This window comes from Brevundimonas lenta (assembly GCF_014196335.1).
In the GTDB taxonomy this organism is placed as follows: domain Bacteria; phylum Pseudomonadota; class Alphaproteobacteria; order Caulobacterales; family Caulobacteraceae; genus Brevundimonas; species Brevundimonas lenta.
In genome coordinates this window covers 878990-900036 of sequence record NZ_JACIDM010000002.1, presented here as the reverse complement: position 1 = coordinate 900036, position 21047 = coordinate 878990, and the positions used below count along the sequence as shown (strand labels likewise).

Genomic DNA, 21047 nt, shown 5'->3' with positions numbered 1-21047 from the left:
CAGACGCGGACGGGGCGGGTGCAGTCGGGGACCACACCCGCCCCTGAGGCCGTCACCGCGACCGCACGTCAGTCGGGGCGACGTAGACCATGATCGCCGCGCGGCGACGGGCGACCGCCTCCTCGATCTGCGGCGAGGCCGAGTTGACGGCTTCCTCGATGCAGCGGCGCGGGTTGGAGACCAGGTGACCGGCGCTCTCGGGGCCGACACAGACCCTCCGCGCGGCCCAGGCGACCCGACGTTCCAGCGAGGCGATGCCCTCGGGATTGGTCAGGTCGAGATCGGCGTAGCGGACGACCTGCCTTCTTTCCTGGGCCATGGCCATGTTCGGGAAGGTGAGGGCGGACGCCGCCAGCGCGGCCAGCGCTCCGCCGACGAAGCCCAGCAGGGGCGTCGGCAGGGAGCGCCGACCACGGCCGGCACGGGGTCCGAAAGTGGCGGATGCGTTGATCGGGGTCATGAAACTACTCCTGGGTGGCTGGACGGGATGTCCGGAAACACGACGCGGCGGTCTGCCGGGTCGCCGTGTTTGTCCCATCCAGGGCGGTCCGGGGTCCTGAGAGGCCAATGGAGTGTTTCTGAAGTTTTGCTGTCGGCCGATCGCGGTTCGATCCAGTGCTGGCGGGCTTCAGCCGGGCGGCGTATTCTGAGGAAATTCTGAGGGCGTCCGGGGCGAGGGGGCGCAGCCGGGAATTTCAGCCCGGAAACCCGGTGCGGATCGAATGACCGAACGCTACCTGATCGCCGGCTCACTGTGCCTGGATATGCAGGACGAGCGGTTGCTGGTGGACGGAACGCCGGTGCGGCTGGGCGGTCGGGCGCTGGCCTTCCTGCGGGTCCTGATGGAACGGCCGCAGGTTCTGCTGACCAAGGACGAGCTCTTCGCGCGGGTCTGGCCGGGGCTGACGCTGTCGGACGCCGTGCTGACCACGGCCGTGAAGGAGGTGCGCCAGGCGATCGGCGACCGCGCCCGGCAGCCGACATACATCGAGACGGCGCACGGCCGCGGCTACCGCTTCCTGCTGCCGGTGGAGCGTCGGGATACGGTCGAGACGCCTGATCCTGTGAAGGAGCCGCGAGCGGCATTGCGGCTGCCTCGGATCGACTGGCGGGTGTGGGCCGGTGTAGCGGCAGGCGTCGTGGCGGTCGCGCTTGTCGTGTGGTTCATCTCCGCCCGCGTGGATCGCGGCGCGCCGCCGGCGCAGCGGGCCGCGGCGCCGGCCACCTCGGCCCATGCCAAGTCCATCGTGGTGCTGCCGTTCGAGGACTTTTCGCCGGACGGCGAGGAGCGGTGGTTCGCCGACGGCCTGGCCGAGGAGGTGCAGACCACGCTGGCGCGGGCGCCGGACCTGCGGGTGCTGTCGCGCACCTCGGCCGCGGACCTGCGGCGGGACGGGGCCAGCGGGCAGGAAGTGGCGAAGCAGATGGGGGCGGCGCAGTTCCTCGAGGGGACCGTGCGCCGGTCGGGCGATCGGGTGCGGGTGACGGCCAAGCTGATCCGCACGGGCGACGGCTTCGAGATCTGGTCGCAGAGCTACGACCGCGACATGAGCGACGTGATCTCGATCCAGGAGGATATCGCGTTCCAGATCGCCTCGGCCCTGAAGACGGTGATGGATCCGTCGCGGCTGAGGGTGATGGTGGCCGCGGGGACGCGGTCTGTGGAGGCCTATGAGGCCTATCTGCGGGGGCTGTCGTTCGATCAGCGGCAGCTGGAGGCCGGTGATCTGGCGTACGCGGAGGAGGCGGCCGAGGCCTATGAGCGGGCGCGGACGCTGGATCCGAACTTCGCCGCGGCGCACTGGAAGTCGGCCAGGACCTGGTTCGGCAATGAGACGCGGGTGGACGCCTCGACCCGGGCGGACACGCCGGCCTCGGTGCGGCTGACGCGGTATCTGGAGCGGGCGGATGCGGCCATCGCCACCAGCCGGGATGACACCGAGAAGCTGAAATACCAGGCCGGGCGGGCGTCGATGACGATGCAGATCCGCGAGGCGCACAGGCTGATGGCGCGCTACCTGGCGGCCCGGCCGCGCGATATCGACGCCTGGGAGGAGATGGCGGACCTGTCCGCCTACGCCGCCGAGGTCGGGTGGATGCGGCGCGCGGCCGAGCGGATCCACACCCTGTCGGTGGAGGAGGGCAATCCGCGATCCCGGGCCATCACCGTGTCGGTCATGTCGATGGACCTCGACGCGGCGGTGCTGCGCGCCCGCGAACAGCTGAGGCTTCGGCCTGATCGGGCGCTGACGCAGTATCAGGCGCACCGGGCCTTCATCTGGTCGGGGAATGTGGCCGAAGCGCGCGCCCTGTTGCCGCGCATCGCCGCCTCGCAACTGCCGCCGCCGACCCGCCTGCTGGCCGAAATGCGCCAGGCCTGCGCCGAGGGGCGGGTCAACGATGCGCTGGCCCTGCGGTCGCGGGTCGAGGACGGCACGCTGAGCAATCAATGGCTCTCGGCCCAGGTCTCCGGCGACATGGCGGAGGCGACAGCCATTCTGAAGCCGCTGGATACGCCGGACCGGCTGCCGTCGCTGATGCAGTTCATGATCAACCCGACCTTCGACGTCCGGGCGTATCCGCTGCTGGCGGGAGAATTGAACCGCAACGGCATCGTGCCGCGGACGCCAATCCCGGTGCCGCACGGCTGCCCGGTGCAGACGACTGCAAGCCGTTGAAATCCCGTGCTAGCCTCCTTGCAGGGAGGACGCACATGGCCAGCGAACCGAAGACCAGGCCCACCGACGTGCCGGTCGCCGACTTCATCGCGGCGGTCGAGAACCCGAAGCGCCGGGCCGACGCCGAGGTCGTGCAGGCCCTGCTGACCGAGATCACGGGCGAACAGCCGGTGATGTGGGGACCGTCGATCGTCGGCTACGGCAGCTATCGGACGCCGACCGGCGACTGGCCGCGCATGGGCTTCTCACCCCGCAAGGCGCAGATGGTTCTCTACTTCATGACCGGCTTCGAAGGGGAGAAGGAGCTGCTGGCGCGGCTGGGCAAACACAAGACCAGCGTGGCCTGCCTCTACATCAACAAGCTGGCCGACGTGGATATGGACGTGCTGCGGGAGCTGGCGGTGCGCTCGCTGGCGTGGATGAACGAGCGCTATCCGCCGTCCTGACCCGTAGGCGGCCATGCGAGGCTGTATCCCGGCAAGCGTCGGCGTATAGGCAAGGCATGCGCACCTTCATCTCCCTGCTGCTCGCCCTCCTGCTGGCCGGCTGCGCTTCGGCGCCGGCTCCCGCTCCCGAGACTATCGATCTGCTGATCCGGTCGGCCTCCGTGATCGACGTACGGACCGGCCAGGTGACGCCCGACCAGACCATCGCAGTGCGCGGCGGCGACATCGTCGCCGTGCTGCCGAATCGCGAAGCGGACCGCTATCAGGCCGCGCGCACCTGGGACGCGCAGGGCCAGTATGTGATGCCTGGCCTGTGGGACATGCACGTCCACTTCGGGGGTGGCGAGGCGCTGGCGGCGGAGAACGCCGAACTGATGCCGCTGTACGTCGTCAACGGCGTGGTGGCGGTGCGCGACGCGGCCGGCGATCTGGCGCAGCAGGTGTTGGACTGGCGCGACAACCCGCCGACGCCGGACAGCCCCCGCATCTTCACCTCGGGCCCCAAGATCGAGGGCATCGCGCCGGTCTGGAAGGGCGTCATCGAGACGGGCAGCGAGGCCGACGTCGATGCGGCGCTGGACCGACTGCAGGCGATGCGGGTCGATTTCATCAAGATCACCGACAACACCCTGAAACCGGAGCTCTTCCTGTACGCCGTGCGCGAGGCGAAGAAGCGCGGGATCAAGACCTCGGCGCACATTCCGATGAGCCTGACGGTGCTGGAGGCGGCCGAGGCCGGCCTGTCCTCGATCGAGCACCTGGATTACGCGATGAAGGCCGGGTCGCGGGACGAGGCGGCGATCGCGGCGGACTACCTGGCCGGTCGCTTCACCTACGCGCAGACGATGAAGCGCTATGCCGACACCTTCGATATCGAGGTGGCCCGGCGGACCTATGCGCGGCTGGCGGAGCTGGGCGTGGCGGTGACGCCGACGCTGTACGGCAGCACGGTGCTGACCTACCTCGATCGCGACGACCACTCGCATGATCCGGAGCTGGCCTATGTCGGGCCGGGCATTCGGGCGACCTATGACTGGCGCATCCAGCGGGCGGCGCAGGCGACGCCGGAGATGATCGCGGCCCGCCACTATGTGGAGGAGGTCACCTCGCGGACCCTGCCGCTGCTGCGCGACGCCGGCGTGACCATTCTGGCCGGCACGGACGCGGGCTTCCTGAACTCGTTCAACTACCCGGGCTTCTCGCTGCATGAGGAACTGGCGCTGTATGTGCGCCTCGGCCTGACGCCGCGGGAGGCGCTGAAGGCCTCGGTCGTCGATGGACCGCAGTTCCTGGGTCAGGGCGAGCGCTACGGCGCCGTCGAGGCCGGCAAGGCGGCGGACCTGCTGATCCTCGTGCGCAACCCGCTGGAGGACATCACTGCGACGCGCGACATCGCCGGCGTGGTGCTGCGCGGGCGTCTGCTGGACCGCGCGACGCTGACGCGGATGCAGGACAGCATCCGCGAGCGGGTGCGGGGCCGCGAAGCCGCCGCGGCGCAATAGTCAGCTCCAGCGTTCCCTGGCCAACAGGGCGGCGTTCCGGGCATGGCTGCGTTCGTTGCGCAGGATGCGCCCCAGCTGCCCGGGGTCGAGCACCGCCAGAGCGGCCTGGGAAACGAGGCCGAGCAGAACCGTGGTGAGCCAGACGGTGATCCGGAGCGCCAGGGCCAGCAGCCACAGGCCGATCTGAAGGGCCCAGGTTCCCAGGAAGAGGACGACGATGACGGCCCCGACCAGCCACAGGGCGAGCGCCATCAGGCGGCCATGCGGAAGTCTTCGGCCGGGTCGAAGGCCGGGCGGGCTTCGTCCCACAGGGCGTCCTCGTCGGCGTAGCGGGCGGACAGGCGGGCGTCGATGACGTCGATCACCTGTTCTTCCAGGCGATCCCAGATGACCGCCAGCTCGCCGCAGCCGTCGGCCTCGCACGGGACGATCAGATAGCGGCTGGCGGCGACGAGGGCGTTGGGGGCGAAGGCGCGGGCCATGACGTGAACTCCGGAAGAAGGTCTCTTTCGATGTTCGGACCTTGCAACACGGATACGTCAAAATCGGACGTACCCCTTCGCGCCGCCTCCAATCAGTGTTTCCGCCGGTGCGATCTGAGCCGGAAGGAGAGGATCACCAGCAGGATGCCGAACAGGAGCGCCCAGGCTCCGATCATCCACAGGATGACCACCACGCCGAAGGCGGGACTTGAGAACAGGGCGATGCCGAACAGGACCGAGATCACCCCGGCCAGGATCAGCATCCATTCGTTCGAGATCTCCTTGCGCAGCCGGATGGCGACGAAAATCTCGGTCAGGCCGCGGGCGACGGACCAGAAGGCGAGGATCCAGACGAAGACCACGGCGGTCAGGCCGGGCCAGGCCATCGCGGCCAGGCCGGCGACGATGCTGATCAGACCGCTCAGGAACAGCATGGTCCGCCCTGAAGCGCCGCTCTTGAAAGCCCCACCGATGGAGAACAGACCGTCGATGATCGCATAGGCGCCGTAGAAGAAGACCAGTCCCAGCAGGGTGTGACCCGGCAGGGTGAAAACCAGAATGCCGAAAACGATGGACAGCAGACCGCGCAGCAGCAGCGCCCACCAGGCGCTGGTGAGAAAGGCGGACTCAAAGGGGAAGCGGCCCGCATCGGCCCCCGAGGAATTGGACATGTCGGTATCTCCGGTCCTGTGCCGCCGGGTGCGGCTGGATCGGACGCTGACAGTGTTCGCTGAACGCCCCCATCGGGTCTGACCCCAGGGAGCGTCACTGTCCGACCTGACGCGTACAGAATTGCGTCAGAAACGGTCGTATGCGAACGTTTGGGCATGAGGCACGACAAGGCGGCAGTGGTGATCGATCTGGCGCGGCGCATGGCCGCCAGCGCCGAGGGGCTGACGCTGGACGACATGGTCCGCGAGATGGATGTCGGCCGCCGCACCGCCGAACGCGTCCGCGACGCCGTGCTGATGCTGTTTCCGCAGGCTGAGGAGGTGTCGGATCCACCGACCAAGCGCTGGCGCATCCGTGGCGGACTGTCGGCCTTCGAACAGGCGCCGACGACCGAGGAGCTGGTCGAGCTGACCAAGGCGGCGCAGGGGCTGCGGGCGACGGGCGAACCGGGGCGGGCGGCGGCGCTGGAGGGGCTGGAGCGAAAGCTGAAGTCGGCGATGCGCTCGACGACGCTGAACAGGTTGGCGCCCGATCTGGAGGCCCTGGTGCGGGCCGAAACCATCGCCGTACAGGCGGGGCCGCGGCCATCGGCGGACGAGGCGGTGCTGACCGAGATCCGGCAGACCATCCTGGCCGGCCAGCCGCTGGGCTTCATCTACAGCCGTCCCGGGGCCGAGGCGCGCCGGCGCAGCGTCGTTCCGTGCGGGGTGATGTTCGGACGCGCCAACTATCTTGTCGCCGCCGACCGCGAGAGCGGGCGGATCCAGACCTTCCGGCTGGACCGGATGAGCGCGGTGAAGGCGGACGAGGGGGTGGCGACGGCGCCGGCCGACTTCGATCTGCAGGTGTTCGCCAGCCAGTCGTTCGGCATCTACCAGGACGAGATCGAGGACGTGGTGCTGCGCATTTCGCCCGAGGGCGCCGCCGAAGCGCGGGCGTGGCGTTGGCACCCCACCCAGACGATCGAGAACGAAGCCGACGGCTCGGTGGTGGTTCGCTTCCGGGCTTCCGGCATGCGGGAACTGGCCTGGCATCTGTTCACCTGGGGCGAGCAGGTCGCGATCGTTCAGCCGCAGCGGCTGAAGGCGGTGATGGCCGGGGAACTGCAGGCGGCCGCGCGCGCCCTGGACGGGGCGCAAGCGTGACCAAAGCTTAAGCTGACGGGACGGTGGACGTCGGGGCAATCTCTGGTCGAACGGGGAGATCCGGATGCGCCTTCTGATTACGGCCGCGGCTGCGGCGATCGCTCTTTCATCGCAGGGCTCCGCGAGCGCGGCTGGGTTTCAGGCTGAAGACGCCGCGCCGACCCAGCCCGCCGTGACCGTGACGCGGGACGGCGACGCATGGACGGCCGAGTACGAATTCGACCGGGACGCAGCCGTCTGGGCCTTCTTCCGATCCTCGTTGATCGACGGGCCGCGGCGTTCGTGGCGGCTGGACCAGTGGCGGGTGGTGACGCCCGGCGTGGTGCTGGAGCGGGTCGGCAGCCGGGACATCCTGCGGACGGTCGACGGCGGGCCGGTGCCCCGGCGGGTGACCATCGCCTTCAAGCCGAAGACGGAGAACCTTGAGGCCGACTATGGCGTGCTGAGCTTCTCGGATGGCGCGGTGGCGCTGCCCACCGGGCATTTCGATGTCTTCCCGGTCGCGTCGGTCGAGGCGGCGCGGCAGGTGCCGGACGATCTGAACGGCTATCCGCTGGAGACCGGGGCATCGAATGTGACATGGCGCGACCGGGCCGGCCCGATCCTGTTCCGGGGGCAGCGGGTGCCGGAGGCGACAGCGATCGAGGCCGACACCTATGTGCTGTTCGGCCAGGCGGACCTGGTCGAAGGGGCCCGGATGACGACGGTGATCGATCCGCAGCTGCCGTCGTGGATCAGCGCCGGGATCGAAGGGTTCGCGCCGCAGGTGGCGGACTATTACGCGCAACGCCTGGGGCCGGGGCAGACGGAACGGCCGACGATCATGGTCAGCTGGGCCGGGCCGACGCCGGGGCTGACCTCCATGGGCGGAAGCGTCATGCCGGGGCTGATCGTTATGAATTTCGACGGCGTGGGCGTGGTGCAGCCGTCAGCCGGCGTGCTGGGCATGTCGCGCTGGTTCATCGGCCATGAGAGCGCGCATTTCTGGCTGGGGCAGACGGTTCGCTATGAACGCGCCCGCGACGCCTGGATCACCGAGGGCGGGGCCGATCTGATGGCCATCCGCGCGCTCAAATCCCTCGATCCTGTCTGGGACGACCGGGCCGAGCTCCAGAAGGAGGTCGACGACTGCGCGGACCTGGCCGTGCGGCCGGTGGCCAGCGCCGGCGAAAGAGGTGAGCACCGGGCCTACTACGCCTGCGGGGCGGTCTTCGCGCTGGTGGCCGAGGGCGTGCAGGGCAAGAAGGACGGCGGCGACTGGTTCGCGTTCCTGAAGCCCCTGATCGACGCCAGCCGCGAGGACGGCGTGCTGAGCCGCGACGAGTGGTTGAGCGGCCTGACGTCCGTCTCGGGCGGGTCAGAGCTGCGCAAGGCCATCGAAACCCTGCTGGATGACGGCTCGGCCGACCCGGCGGCGGCCATTGCGGCACTGTTCGATCGGGCGGGCGTGCCGCACCGGCTGGAAGCGGGGCGGGTGGTGCTTAGCTGACCGGTGCGAACGGGTAGGGGCTGACGGACTTGGCCCAGTCGTCGACGGTCAGAGGGCGGTCGACCGGCGGCGCGGCGCGTTCGGCGCAGGGGTGGCGGTGGCACAGGCGACAGGCCGGGCCGATCGGCGTCACCTCCGGCGCCTGCAGATCGAGGCCGCGGGCGTGAATCAGGCGGTGGGCGTGGCGAAGCTCGCAGCCGAGGCCGATGGCGAGGTCCTGGCCCTCGGTGAAGGCGTCCTGACCCTGGCGATCCACCGTGCGGGCGAAGGTGAACCAGCGCCGTCCGTCGGGCGTCTCGATGATCTGGGTGACGATCCGGCCGGGCGTTCTGAACGCAGAGTGCAGCCGCCAGCGCGGGCAGGCGCCTCCGAAGCGCGAGAAGGGGAAGGGGCCGGCGGCGAAGCGCTTGGAGATGTTGCCCGCCTGATCGACGCGCATGAGGAAGAAGGGCACGCCGCGCGCGGTGGGGCGCGACAGGGTGGTCAGCCGGTGCGCGGCCTGTTCGAACGACACGCCGAACCGCGCCTGCAGGCGGGCCAGGTCGTAGCCGGAGGCCTCGGCGGCGGTCTGGAAGGCCGCGTAGGGCATCAGGATGGCGGCGGCGAGGGTGTTGGCCAGCGACACCTTCAGCAGGCGCCGCGTGGCGTCGTCCGGCAGGTCGGCCGATGCGGCGAGCGCGGCCAGCTCCGCATCGTGTTCGGACAGGGCGAGCTGGTAGGCGAGCGCGAAGGCGCGTGAGGACGGGCCGAGGGTCTCCGACAGCAACAGGCGCTTGCGGTGCGGGTCGTAGCGGCGGGTCCACTCGACCATGACGTCGGCGGGGAGGGTGCGAACGGACAGGCCGTGGCGGTCCTGAAGGCGCGTGCGGGCGCGCGACTCGAAGGTTTCGCCAGGCGTGCCCGCCTCCAGCGCGGCGGCGAGCGTTTCGCCCAGCGCATCGAGCTCGGGGAAGTGGTTCTGGCGCGACTGGACGTATTCCCGGACGCGGTCGGCGGGCGTCTCGTCGCCGGCTGCGCCCGATTCCGCCCGGTCGCGCGTGCGGCGGTCGGAGAAGGCGCGGTAGAGGCGCAGGACAGCGTCGGCGACGGCGGGCTGATCTTCGGCCATCTGCACGATCTCGTGCCGGGGTATGGCGAGGCCGGTGAACATCGGATCGGCGAAGGCCTCGGACAGGGTCGCCTCGGTCGCGGGGCCGCCGGTGGGACCGAAGGTGCGCAGATCGACGTCGTAGGCGTCGGCCAGCTTGAGCAGCAGCTGCGCCGAGACGGGGCGCTGGTTGCGCTCGATGTGATTCAGATAGCTGGGGGAGACGCCGAGGTCGGCCGCCATGGCGGTCTGGCTGAGGCCCAGATCCCGCCGCAGCCGCTTGAGGCGGCCGCCGAGGAACAGCTTGCGGTCGGCTATCTCCATGATCTCAGAATGTCACATCATGACTTAAGAACAAGTGTCATATCGTGACTTGATTACGCGATATGTCCGCCGCGTGATGTAGCGGCTATGACAGTCGCGGTGTTTCATCCCTGCGACCCGCCGCACACCCGCGGCCGCCTGGATGAGCCCATGACCAGCTTCGCCGACCTTGTTCCTTCGCCGACCGGACGCTTCGACGGCATCGAACGGCCCTATACGCCGGACGACGTGCTCCGTTTGCGGGGCTCGGTCCCTGTGGCGCACACCCTGGCCGAGCGGGGCGCGAACCGGCTGTGGCGACTGCTGCACGACGAGCCCTATGTGAACGCCCTGGGCGCGGTGACCGGCAACCAGGCCATGCAGATGGTCCGCGCCGGACTGAAGGCCATCTATCTGTCAGGCTGGCAGGTGGCGGCGGACGCCAACACGGCCGGAGCGATGTACCCGGACCAGTCGCTGTATCCGGCCAACGCCGCGCCGGAGCTGTGTCGCCGCATCAACCGCACCCTGCAGCGCGCAGACCAGATCGAACACGCCGAGGGCGGGGCGAAGCGGGACTGGTTCGCGCCCATCGTCGCCGACGCCGAGGCGGGCTTCGGCGGCCCCCTGAACAGCTTCGAGATCATGAAGGCCTTTATCGAGGCGGGCGCGGCCGGCGTTCACTTCGAGGACCAGCTGGCGTCCGAGAAGAAGTGCGGCCACCTGGGCGGCAAGGTGCTGATCCCGACCCAGGCGCATGAGCGCAATCTGATCGCCGCCCGGCTGGCCGCCGACGTCATGGGCACGCCGACCCTGACGGTCGCCCGTACGGACGCCGAGTCAGCCCAGCTGATCACCTCGGACATCGACGAGCGGGATCGCCCCTTCATCGACCGCGAGAGCCGCACGCCCGAGGGCTTCTACCGGCTGAAGGCGGGGACGGGGCTGGATCACTGCATCGCCCGCGGCCTGGCCTACGCCAGATACGCCGACGTGCTGTGGTGGGAGACCTCACACCCGGATCTGGACGACGCGCGCCGCTTCGCCGAGGCGGTCCAGCGCGAGCACCCCGGCAAGCTGATGGCCTACAACTGTTCGCCGTCGTTCAACTGGAAGGCCCGGCTGGATGACGCGACGATCGCCAAATTCCAGCGCGAGCTGGGGGTCATGGGCTACAAATTCCAGTTCGTGACCCTGGCCGGGTTCCACAGCCTGAACAACGGCATGTTCGAACTGGCCGACGGCTACCGGGATCGGGGCATGGCCGCCTATTCCGAGCTGCAGCAGCGCGAGTTCGCCAACGAGGCCCGCGGCTATACCGCCACGCGCCACCAGCGAGAGGTCGGCACCGGCTATTTCGACCAGGTCGCCACCGTCATCTCGAACGGCCAGTCCTCCACCACGGCGCTGAAGGACTCGACCGAAACCGCCCAGTTCCACGCCGCCGAATAGACAGGAGAACGACCATGGAACCCATGATCCGCCCGCAGGAGATCATCGACTTCTGCCTCGCCCCGTTGAATCTGGACACCCAGACCGAAGCGGAGCGCGAGGTGCGTCGTCGGCTGGAACACGTCATCAAGACCTTCCAGCTACGCGCCGCGCGCCCGGTGGCCGTCGACTTCTCATCGATGCCTTCGCAGGTCATCAACGAGGCAGCGCACGGCTACGAGTAGGTGATCAGGCCGCGATCGAGGCGGCGCGGGCGCGGGGCAGGGTGACGACCAGTTCCAGCAGCTCGGCCGCATCGAACGGCTTGGCCAGGTGGCGGTCGGCGCCGGCGCCTTCGGCCGCGGCGATGTGCTCGGGCAGGGCGTTGGCGGTCAGCATGACGATCGGCAGTCGGCTCAGCCCCATGGCGACCTCATGCAGGCGGATTTCGCGGGTGGCGGTCAGGCCGTCCATGACCGGCATCTGCATGTCCATCAGGACGAGGTCGTAGTCGCCGTCGCGCACCGCCTGAAGCGCCTGTGCGCCGTCCTCCACCGAGGTCAGGTCGATATCCGCCTGGGCGAGGATCATCTCGACCACCTTGCGGTTCACGGGGTGGTCGTCGGCCAGCAGCACGCGCATGCGGCGCTCATCGACGCCCGGCGCCGCTTCCTCGCTGACGGCCAGGGCGACCGGCGCTTCCGCGAGGCGGAGCGGGATGGTCAGCATGAAGGAGGAGCCGCCGCCCGGTTCGCTTTCGCAGTCCAGTTCGCCGCTCATCATCTCGGCCAGCTGGCGCGAGATGGCGAGGCCCAGGCCGGAGCCGCCGAATTTGCGGGTGATGGCGCCGTCAGCCTGTTCGAAGCGGCTGAACAGGCGAATGCGGGTCTCGCTGTCGAAACCGATGCCGGTGTCCTCGATCGAGAACCGCAGGGTCTGGACGCCCTTGATCGTCGGTCCCGGCGCGGCGGTCAGGCAGACGAAGCCGCTGGAGGTGAACTTGACCGCGTTGGAGACGAGGTTGGTCAGGATCTGCTTCAGGCGCACGACGTCGCCCTGGATCCAGCGGTCGACCTCGGGTGCGATCTCGACGAAGAACTGTAGGCCTTTTTCCTGGGCCGACGCCTCGTAGAGGGTCGCCGCCTCGCGCACCGCGCGGCCGAGATCGAAGGCTTCTTCCGAGAGCTCCATCCGGCCGGATTCGACGCGGGCGAGGTCGAGGATGTCGCTGAGCAGGACCTGCAGCGTCTGGCCTGACGAACGGATCAGATCCAGCATTTCGCGCTGGGTCGCGTTCAGCTCGGTGTTGGCGAGAGCCTGGGCCACGCCGATGACGCCGTTCAGGGGCGTGCGGATTTCATGGCTCATATTGGCCAGGAACTGGCTCTTGGCGCTGTTGGCGGCCTGGGCGGCGTCGCGGGCTTCGCCCAGCGCGCGGGCGTCGTGCTTCAGCTCGGTGATATCGGTGCAGACGGTGACGATGCCGCCGGCGCGGGTCTTGCGGTCCGAGACGCGCAGCCAGCGGTCGCCGGCGATGTGCTGCTCCATGGTCGTTGCACGCTCGGCGCGGGTGGCGAGGCGTTCGCGAACCCATTCCTCCTCGCGGCCGACGGCCTCGGCGTACAGGCCTTCGTCGAGCCCGATCTGGATGATCTGGCGGAAGGTCATGCCGCTCTGGAGATTGGACGACAGCTCCGGGTTCACCTCGGCGTAGCGGTTGTTCCACAGCACCAGGCGGTCTTCGGCGTCATAGAAGGCCATCCCGTCGGGCATGGCGTCCAGGGCGTCGCGGATCTGGGCGAGAATGCTGGAACGACGGCTGCGGTCCATCCAGATGACGGCCGCAGCGATGGTGATCATGCTGACCACCATGGCGGCGATCACGGCGCCCATGGCGCCCGCCGAGACGGTCCAGCCGTCCACCGTCGCGCCCTCGGGGCCGATGGTCATCGCGCTCATGCTGACGAAGTGCAGGACCACGATCGAAATCGCGCCGGAGGCCGCGGTGGCCGAAAGGCGCAGGCGGCCGGGGCCGTAGAGGAAGGCCGCGCCGCCGGCGGCGATGCCGATGCCCGCAAGCACACCGCCGGCGACGAACACCGGCTGCCAGGTGATCAGGCCGGGCATCTCGAGGGCGGCAACGCCGAGGAAATGCATGGCGGCGACGCCGGCCAGACCCAGTGCGGCGCCGAGCGCGCGGTTGAGCCAGCCCGGGCGGGCCAGCACGACCATGCAGGCCAGGGCGATGCTGGCGAAGGCCATGAAGAAGGAGCTGATGGTCAGCCAGACGCCGTAGCGGATCGGGGCGCCGGCGTCGTAGCCTTGCATGGCGAGGAAGTGGGTCGAGAAGACCGCGAGGCCGCCGGTGAAGGCCGCGAGCATCGCCACATTACGCTGTCGGGCGCCCGTCATCCCGCGCGCCTTGCCGAGCAGGTGGCAGGCGACGGCGACGCCGAAGACGCAGATCAGCGCCGCGGCGACGGTCCAGCGCCAGTCATGCTGGAAGGCGAAGCAGTAGAGTATGCGGTCCAAGACGCCCCCTTTCGCGGAGGACTATCCGCGAAAGGGGTGAAGAAAGCGTGGGCGTAAGCGAAATTACACGTCGGTTGATACAACCACAGCGTAGTCGTGGCCCATCACCTGGACGGGATTGATCTGGCTGCCGTCGCGACGGACCTCGAAATGCAGGTGCGGGCCGGTCGAACGGCCGGTGGAGCCGACCAGACCGATGCGTTCACCCGTCGAAATGGCGTCGCCGGAGGCCACGTCCACGCGGCTGAGGTGGCCGTAGAGGGTGCTCATGCCGTTCGGGTGCAGCACTTCGATGAAGCGGCCGTAGCCGCCGGCGTCATAGCCGGTGCGCAGCACGCGGCCTTCGGCGGCCGTGTAGACGCTGGTGCCTTGCGGCGCCGCGATGTCGACGCCCTCGTGGCGACGGGTCTTGCCGGCCAGACGGCGGATGCCGAAGGCCGAGTTGATGGCGTGGCCGCGAACCGGCTCGACGAAGGCGATCAGGCGCGTGACCGGACCCGCGTCTTCAACGACGGCGGTGACCGGAGGAGCCTCGGGGATGGAAACCGCATCGACGGCCGCGGGCTCGCTCGACGGGGTGAGGGGGGCGGCGGCCATGGCCATGACGGCGACGGCGCCGAAAGCGGCGATTTGGCCGGAGTGGATCAGAAACGACCGGGCGGTCGGCAACAGGCGTCGCATGGGCGGCGTCGGCTCCGTATTCGGCTCGGGCAGAGCAGGAAGGGACACGAGGACCGGCGCCGATGCGGCGGATCCGTGAAAGCAGGAGTGCGTCCCGGGAAGCGCTTAATCTGGGGACACCCGGCGGCCACTTTGGGGCGGCGCGTCGCGGCAGGACGTCGCAGGCCAGGAACCAAAGGAAAGGGCGCGCGACCCGGAGGTCGCGCGCCCTTCTTTCAGGCAAAAAAGTCCCGGTATTACTGGAGCTTGATGGTGTAGTTGATGCCGCCCATGTGGCTGTCGGCCGAGTCGCCGAAGCGACCGCGGTAACCGATGGACATGGTGCCCGGCCCCATTTCCGCCTCGACCCCGACCACCGCCAGGAAGGAACCGCCGAACGGATCGGCGAACTCGCGGTGCAGAACCTGGGCCGGGTTACCGGCGATGCCGACCCGGACGTCATCGCTGCTGTCGGCGAAGGAGTCGCGGTAGCCGCCTTCGGCGAAGAAGTTCATGCGTTCGTCGCCGCCTTCGGCCCGCAGGGTGATCTCGGCGGAGGCGCCCTGAACCGTCCGGTCCTGGTACTGGTACTGCGCCGCGAGGCCTTGTTCGGTGTAACCGTTGACGTCGGTCGAAACCATGCCGACGGCGACGCGGGGCGACAGGGCGATGCCGCCCATGTCGAACCACATGCCGCCCTGGACACGGGCGCCGACGCTGCCGCCGTCCGTATGGCCGGTGTGAACGATCGGAGCCAGCGAGGTGGCGCGGGTGATGTCGTCGTACTGGTCGATCGAGCCGCCCGCGGCGACGTTCACGAACATGTCGCCCGAGCGCCAGCCGGCGAAGGCGTCGATGGCGTAGGTTTCGACGTCGAAATTCATCGCGCCGGCGTCAACCTCGGCGGTGCGGAAGGCACCCGCGAAGCCGAAGCGGATGTTGCTGGCCATGGTGTAGTCGATGCCGACCCGACCGCCCCAGCCGGTGGCTTCGGATTCGGCGACCACGCCGCGGCGATCCGTATCAACGGTGTCGGCGATGGCGGAGAAGGTGATGCGGCCGCCCGGCTCCCAGGCTTCACGGCCGGCCAGACTTTCGGACGCCATGTCCAGCAGGTCCTCGCGCTGGCGGAAGGCGGTTTCGCCCTGCACCGTCGATTGGGCGCCCTGGTCGCCGTAATACAGATAGTCGTCGGCGAGCGCGGCGATCAGGCGGTGACCGGCGGCCGTCGGGTGGACGCCGTCCCAGTACAGATAGCCGTCCGGATTGGCGCAGACCGTGACGCCGTTGAAGCAGGCGTCGCGGGCGTTGGTCAGGCCGAAGCGGCCCGGGTTGGCGGCCAGCGGATCGCTGATCTTGTACAGGTCCATCATGATGATGTTGGTGCCCGGACGGGCGGCGGCCGTGGTCATCAGGCCGTTCAGCAGGGCGGTGTTGAAGGTCGTGCCGGCGAAGTCGGCCAGCGGACCCGCGGCGGCGCCGGGGCCCTGGTTGAACTGGGGCGTGATGCCGAGGCGCGGCAGGTTGGTCACCAGAATGGTGCCTGCGCCGGCGCCAGCCACGGAGTTGACGATGAAGTTGACGTCGGCGGCGGCCGAGGTGGCGGCCGGGGCGACGAAGCCCTGCGGGTTCAGCAGCGCCGGGTTGCCCGGCGGCAGGGCCGAGAAGGCCTGGATCTGCTGGAAGATGTTGTTGGCGCCGCCGAGGACGCTGACCAGATCATTGGGGCCGAAGGTGCCGCCCGCGCCCGTGTAGGCCAGCAGCTGGTTGCGCATTCCGGGCGGGAAGGCGGAGCTGTCGGTCCGCGCGCCGCCGAAGGCGTAGTTGATGCTGCCGGTGACCGGGGCGCCGAGGGCGTAGCGGCCGGCGTTGAAGCCGAGCAGTTCGGTGAACACCGGGCCGTTCGAGAATCGGCCCTGATAATAGGGAGGCGATGTCGGGGTCGTTCCGCCGCTGGCGGCGTAGAGGTTGCCGTTGTCGCTGAGGCTGTCGCCGAAGACGACGAGGCGGTTGTAGGACTGGGCGTTCGCGGCCGATGCGATCGCGCCCACGGCGGCGACGGCCAGCGCGGCTGCCGCCGCGTTGCGCAGGAAACGAGACATTGAGATCCTCCCTCGGTCGTCGGGTTGCGACCGTTACGGGTAGTCTGCGCCCGTTTCGCGGGCATGCAAGATGCCGCGAGGTAAGCTTTCAGTAGAGGAGGCGGAAGCGCAGCGTCCCTGCCACAGTCTTCAGACCGTCCAGAGCTTGCGGATCATAGTCGCGATCGACGTCTGTAATGACGTAGCCGGTGCGTTCGTCGGTCTTCAGATGCTGGCCCAGAATGTTCAGTCCCGCCGCGGCCAGGGCCCTGTTGAGGTCGGCGAGGACGCCGGGCTGATTGCGGTGGATGTGAAGGATGCGGTGGGCGCCGGAGACTTCGGCCAGCTGCACGTTCGGCAGGTTGACGCAGAAGGTGGTGTCGCCCCGGTTCAGGTAGGCGAGCAGGCGGTCGGCGGCGAATTCGCCGATGGCTTCCTGGGCTTCTTCGGTCGAGCCGCCGATGTGCGGGGTCAGAATGACGTTCTTCAATCCGCGCAGCGGGCTGTCGAACGGATCGGCGTTGGTGGCCGGCTCTTCGGGGAAGACATCGACGGCCGCGCCGCCGATGCGGCCGGAGCCCAGAGCCTGCGACAGGGCGCCGACATCGACGATGTGCCCGCGCGACAGGTTCAGCAGCAGGGCGCCTTCCTTCATGCGGGCCAGCTGCGCGGCGCCGATGATGGCGGTGTTCTCGACCCGGCCGTCGACATGCAGGCTGACCACGTCGCTTTCGGCGAGCAGGACGTCCAGCGAAGGCAGGCGACGCGCGTTGCCCAGCGCCAGCCGCTCGGTCAGGTCGTGGAAGACCACGCGCATGCCCAGCGACTCGGCCAGCACTGACAGCTGCGAGCCGATGGCGCCGTAGCCGACGATGCCGAGGGTCTTGCCGCGCAGCTCGCGAGAGCCGGTGGCCGACTTGTTCCATTCGCCGCGGTGCATGGCGGCCGACTTGTCGGTGACGTCGCGCATCAGGGCGATCATCACGCCGACCGCCAGTTCCACGACCGAGCGGGTGTTGGAGTAGGGGGCGTTGAACACCGCGACGCCCCGGTCGGCGGCGGCGGCGAGGTCGATCTGGTTGGTGCCGATGCAGAAGGCGGCCACGGCCATCAGCCGGTCGGCGGCGTCCAGCACCCGGGCGCTGACCTGGGTCTTGGAGCGAACGCCGAGGACGTGGACGCCGCGGATGCGGGCGATGAGCTCGTCCTCGTCCAGCGCGCCCTTGACGGTGTCGACCGTGTAGCCGGCGTCCTCCAGCCGTTCGACGGCGGCCGGGTGGACGTTTTCGAGCAGCAGGATCTTCATGCGGCTGCGCGGGTAGGACCAGCGACCCGTCAGTCCCTCGGCATGGAGCAGTTCGTCCATCGAGGCGACCTCGGCGTCGGCGGCGGCGACGACGGGCTCGCGGCGGACGACCTCGGTGAAGGCGTAGAAGCGATCGGCGGCGCCGGCCAGCTTGACCTCCGCATCGGTCCAGCCGTCGCCGATCATGACGATGGGGCCAGTCAGGTTGAGACCGCGGATGGCCTCGGCCTTGCCGCCGGCGCGTGACAGCGGATTGGTCCCGTCGACGCCGGTTACCCGCCCGGAGGCGTCATAGGTCAGGTCGTTGCACAGCACCCGGTCCGGGGAGACGCCCAGCCGTTCGGCGACCGGCGCGATGATCTCGCGGAAACCGCCGGAGACGATGACGATGCGGCCGGGGTTGTCGCGGAAGAAGGCGAGGTTCCGCCGCACGGAGGGCGTGCCTTCATCGAGGATGCGGGCCGCCAGCGTCGCGACGTGCTCGCGGGTCAGGGGCAGCAGGGCCAGGCGACGGCGCAGGGCCTCGCCGAAATCGAGCTCGCCCGCCATGGCCTGGTCGGTCAGCCGGCCGATCTGCGTGCGGATCGAGGCGGCGTCCGGGCAGCCGGCGAGGGCGAGATCGGCCAGCGCCTCGAGCGTCTCGATGCGGACGAGTGTGGAATCGAAATCGAAGACGAAGGTCGCCGCATCAGCCATGCGACGACCCTGGCTGACGTTCGCAGGTGCAGCAATGGCCGGAGACTATGGCCTCAGAATTTTCCGAGGGCGCGCAGCTTGCTGTCCGGGCGGCGGGCGTCGAGCGCCGCGGCGCCGACGGCGGCGGCGATGGTCGCAAGCGCCAGCAGCGCACCGGCCTCCTTCGCGTGGCCGCGGGCATAGTCGCCGGCGTCGTGCGCATAGCGGCCAGCGGTCTTCTTGTGCTTCTTCAGGGCTTTGCGGGACGCATATTTGGCGTCGTGCAGGAAGCGCTCGGAGCGGTGGCGGGCGTCGTCGCGCAGGTCGGCGGCGTGTTCGCCGACATCGTGCAGGCCGTGCCGCATGCTTTCGGCGAGATCATCCCAGCGGCCGCGCAGGGCGTCGGTATCCACCCAACCGCGCGGATCGAAGCGGTCGCGCAGGCTCTGCAGGCGGGTCGGGCCGGTGCGCTGGTTCAGCAGCAGGGTGGCGAGGCCCACGCCGGCCAGTATCGCGATGACGCCGGCGGTGATGCCGGGATGTTTGCGGACTTCGGCCAGGGCGGAGAACTGTCGAACCATCGGGTAGTAGACCTCTTCATCGAGGCCGTCTTCGGTCGGGTCGTACAGCCCGTCGTCGTACGGCTCATAAGCGGAACGTTTGTCCCGCATGAGAACAGGAGCGAACCGGGCGAAGAGTGGTTCCGCGACGCCGGGCAGGGCGGCGTAGAAGCTGGCTACCAGCCGGCCGCCGCCGCCCACGGTGATTTCGCGGATGGCGTGGCTGGCGCAGTACAGGATGGTGTCGGCGACGACGTGGGTGGCGTAGACCGGCTGCGGGTTCTGCACCGCCTGGCCCGTCAGGTTGCGGGCGTGCTTGCTGTAGGGGCTGTCGACCGCGGCCGGTTTGACGAGGCTGACCGAGATCGGCGCGCCGTCGTTGATCAGCTCCATACGCAGCGCGTTGGTGAAGCCCTTCACGGCGTGTTTGGAGGCGGAATAGACACCCTGCACGGGCATGGGGGCGTCCGACAGCGTCGAGCCGACGTTGATGATGGCGCCGCCGTAAGGCCGTTCGCGCAGGCGTTCTGCCGCCACCAGAGAGCCGTTGACCACGCCCCAGTAGTTGGTTTCGAACAGGCGGCGCTGATCCTCCAGGGTGGTGTCGCGGATGACGCCGAAGATCGACACGCCGGCGTTGTTCACCCAGGTGTCGAAGCCGCCGAACAGGCGGCGGCATTTTTCGGCCGCCTCGACCAGGGCGTCGTAGTCGGCGACGTCGGCCACGGCCCAGGCCGCGCGCGCGCCGGTGGCCTGTAGCTCCTCGCACAGGGCTTTCAGGTCGCTTTCGCCACGCGCGATCAGGAAGACGCAGGCGCCGGCCCGGGCGGCGCGACGGGCGACGGCCAGTCCGATGCCCGACGTGGCGCCGGTGATGACGATGGACTGGTTTCTCAGGGGCTTGAGGGTCGCTCTGGTCATGAAATCGCCGGTTCGATGCGCTGAAATCTGGCCTTTCGAAACGGGGTCGGAACTCCGTTCGTTCCTGCCTCTAGCACGCAGGCCTTATCATTCGCGATACGGACGCCTATCTAGCGGCGCTTCCGAACATCGGCCTTTTCGAGGACAGCCCGTGACCGATCACGCGCATATTCATTCCGCGCCTTCCGACGATCTCGCCGCCGCCTTCCAGATCGAAGGCTGGCCCGTGCGTGGCCGTCTGGTTCGTCTGGGCGAGACGATCGACGCCATTCTGTCCGCCCACGCCTACCCCGAGCCGGTCGCCGCGCTGCTGGGCGAGGCCTGTGCGCTGGCGGCCCTGGTCGGCTCGAGCCTGAAGTTCGACGGCCGTCTGATCGTGCAGGCGCAGGGTGACGGGCCGGTGCGCTATGTCGTGGCCGATTACGACACCGAGGGCCATCTGCGCGGCTATTGCCGCTTCGATCCGGACGAGGTCGAGGCCGCGTCGCAAGGCTTCACCCGCCCGGGCGCGAAGACGCTGCTGGGGCAGGGCGTGTTCGTGATGACGCTGGATCGCGGTCCGGACTTCGAGCGCACCCAGGGCATCACTCCGATCGAGGGCGAGTCGCTGTCGCTGGCCGCCGAGCACTATTTCCAGCAGTCCGAACAGGTGCCGACCAAGGTGCGCCTGGCCGTGGGATCGGTCACGACCGACGCCGGGACGGCCTGGAGGGCGGGCGGCGCGCTGATCCAGCTGATCGCGGGCGATGATGCGCGCGGCTCGACCGAGGAGGTCTGGGACCGCACGCGGGCGCTGTTCCAGACGCTGGCGGACGACGAACTTCTGGACCCGACGATCACCCCGGAAACCCTGCTGTTCCGCCTGTTCCACGAGGACGGCGTGCGGCTGGAGGACGCCCGCGCCCTGCTGGCCCAATGCCGCTGCTCGAAGGACCGGATCGGGGCCGTGCTGGGCTCGTTCAGTCCCGAGGAACGGGCCGGCATGGTCGAGGACGACGGCAAGATCCGCGTGACCTGCGAGTACTGCGCGACGGTCTATGAGCTGGAGCCGGAAGAGATCGCGGCGGAATAGCGCCG

At 69.1% G+C, this 21047-nt stretch carries 18 protein-coding genes; 8 read left to right on the top strand and 10 right to left on the bottom strand.

The genetic code is table 11. The features are described from left to right. Positions 1-52: 52 nt before the first annotated feature. On the bottom strand, positions 53-460 hold the full coding sequence (locus GGR12_RS12045; RefSeq protein WP_183204630.1) for a UrcA family protein: 408 nt from the start codon (positions 458-460) through the stop codon (positions 53-55). 262 nt (positions 461-722) lie between these two features. Here GGR12_RS12045 and GGR12_RS12040 point away from each other — a divergent pair, with 262 nt between their 5' ends. From GGR12_RS12040 to GGR12_RS12030, 3 genes are read left to right on the top strand one after another with little or no spacing between them, the layout of a single operon-like run. Then, entirely contained in the window at positions 723-2678 is a 1956-nt protein-coding gene (locus tag GGR12_RS12040; RefSeq protein ID WP_183204629.1) for a winged helix-turn-helix domain-containing protein, read from the top strand. A gap of 35 nt (positions 2679-2713) precedes the next feature. After that, a complete protein-coding gene (locus GGR12_RS12035; RefSeq protein WP_183204628.1) occupies positions 2714-3124 on the top strand; it encodes a DUF1801 domain-containing protein in 411 nt (136 codons plus the stop codon). A 56-nt stretch (positions 3125-3180) separates the two neighbouring features. Then, on the top strand, positions 3181-4626 hold the full coding sequence (locus GGR12_RS12030) for an amidohydrolase family protein (protein WP_183204627.1): 1446 nt from the start codon (positions 3181-3183) through the stop codon (positions 4624-4626). On the opposite strand, the gene GGR12_RS12025 is transcribed toward GGR12_RS12030, so the two are convergent. The 3 genes from GGR12_RS12025 to GGR12_RS12015 all read right to left on the bottom strand — a co-directional run bounded on the left by GGR12_RS12025 (position 4627) and on the right by GGR12_RS12015 (position 5779). Further along, positions 4627-4878 (bottom strand): hypothetical protein, encoded by a 252-nt coding sequence (locus GGR12_RS12025; RefSeq protein WP_183204626.1) that lies wholly within the window; start codon positions 4876-4878, stop codon positions 4627-4629. Then, positions 4878-5108, bottom strand: coding sequence for a hypothetical protein (locus GGR12_RS12020; protein ID WP_183204625.1), 231 nt, complete (start codon positions 5106-5108; stop codon positions 4878-4880). Before GGR12_RS12020 ends, GGR12_RS12025 begins: the two co-directional genes overlap by 1 nt. 92 nt (positions 5109-5200) lie before the next feature. Continuing rightward, positions 5201-5779, bottom strand: coding sequence for an HdeD family acid-resistance protein (locus GGR12_RS12015; RefSeq protein ID WP_183204624.1), 579 nt, complete (start codon positions 5777-5779; stop codon positions 5201-5203). Between the two features lie 156 nt (positions 5780-5935). Here GGR12_RS12015 and GGR12_RS12010 point away from each other — a divergent pair, with 156 nt between their 5' ends. Next, on the top strand, positions 5936-6925 hold the full coding sequence (locus GGR12_RS12010) for a helix-turn-helix transcriptional regulator (protein WP_183204623.1): 990 nt from the start codon (positions 5936-5938) through the stop codon (positions 6923-6925). A 64-nt stretch (positions 6926-6989) separates the two neighbouring features. Then, complete coding sequence (locus GGR12_RS12005; protein ID WP_183204622.1) at positions 6990-8414, top strand: hypothetical protein; 1425 nt, start codon at positions 6990-6992, stop codon at positions 8412-8414. Here GGR12_RS12005 and GGR12_RS12000 read toward each other — a convergent pair. Then, positions 8407-9825, bottom strand: coding sequence for a helix-turn-helix domain-containing protein (locus GGR12_RS12000; RefSeq protein WP_183204621.1), 1419 nt, complete (start codon positions 9823-9825; stop codon positions 8407-8409). The two genes, GGR12_RS12005 and GGR12_RS12000, sit on opposite strands and share 8 nt — an antisense overlap. Positions 9826-9975: 150 nt before the next feature. On the opposite strand from GGR12_RS12000, the gene aceA reads away from it, so the two are divergent. Both aceA and GGR12_RS11990 read left to right on the top strand, forming a co-directional pair. Continuing rightward, positions 9976-11256 (top strand): isocitrate lyase, encoded by a 1281-nt coding sequence (gene aceA, locus GGR12_RS11995; protein WP_183204620.1) that lies wholly within the window; start codon positions 9976-9978, stop codon positions 11254-11256. A 14-nt stretch (positions 11257-11270) separates the two neighbouring features. Next, a complete protein-coding gene (locus GGR12_RS11990; RefSeq protein WP_183204619.1) occupies positions 11271-11480 on the top strand; it encodes a hypothetical protein in 210 nt (69 codons plus the stop codon). Positions 11481-11484: 4 nt separating this feature from the next. On the opposite strand, the gene GGR12_RS11985 is transcribed toward GGR12_RS11990, so the two are convergent. The 5 genes from GGR12_RS11985 to GGR12_RS11965 form a co-directional block, all read right to left on the bottom strand. Then, positions 11485-13767: a response regulator gene (locus tag GGR12_RS11985; protein WP_183204618.1), complete on the bottom strand. Its 2283-nt coding sequence runs from the start codon at positions 13765-13767 to the stop codon at positions 11485-11487. A gap of 63 nt (positions 13768-13830) precedes the next feature. Further along, complete coding sequence (locus GGR12_RS11980) at positions 13831-14448, bottom strand: M23 family metallopeptidase (RefSeq protein ID WP_183204617.1); 618 nt, start codon at positions 14446-14448, stop codon at positions 13831-13833. Between the two features lie 236 nt (positions 14449-14684). Then, positions 14685-16529 carry an autotransporter domain-containing protein gene (locus tag GGR12_RS11975; protein ID WP_183204616.1) on the bottom strand — a complete coding sequence of 615 codons (1845 nt, stop codon included), beginning with the start codon at positions 16527-16529 and terminating at the stop codon, positions 14685-14687. A gap of 88 nt (positions 16530-16617) precedes the next feature. Beyond that, positions 16618-18510, bottom strand: a complete 1893-nt coding sequence (gene serA, locus GGR12_RS16915) for a phosphoglycerate dehydrogenase (protein ID WP_183204615.1) — start codon at positions 18508-18510, stop codon at positions 16618-16620. A 53-nt stretch (positions 18511-18563) separates the two neighbouring features. Beyond that, a complete protein-coding gene (locus GGR12_RS11965; RefSeq protein WP_183204614.1) occupies positions 18564-19970 on the bottom strand; it encodes an SDR family oxidoreductase in 1407 nt (468 codons plus the stop codon). Between the two features lie 151 nt (positions 19971-20121). Here GGR12_RS11965 and GGR12_RS11960 point away from each other — a divergent pair, with 151 nt between their 5' ends. After that, positions 20122-21042, top strand: a complete 921-nt coding sequence (locus GGR12_RS11960) for an Hsp33 family molecular chaperone (protein ID WP_183204613.1) — start codon at positions 20122-20124, stop codon at positions 21040-21042. Positions 21043-21047: the final 5 nt, after the last annotated feature.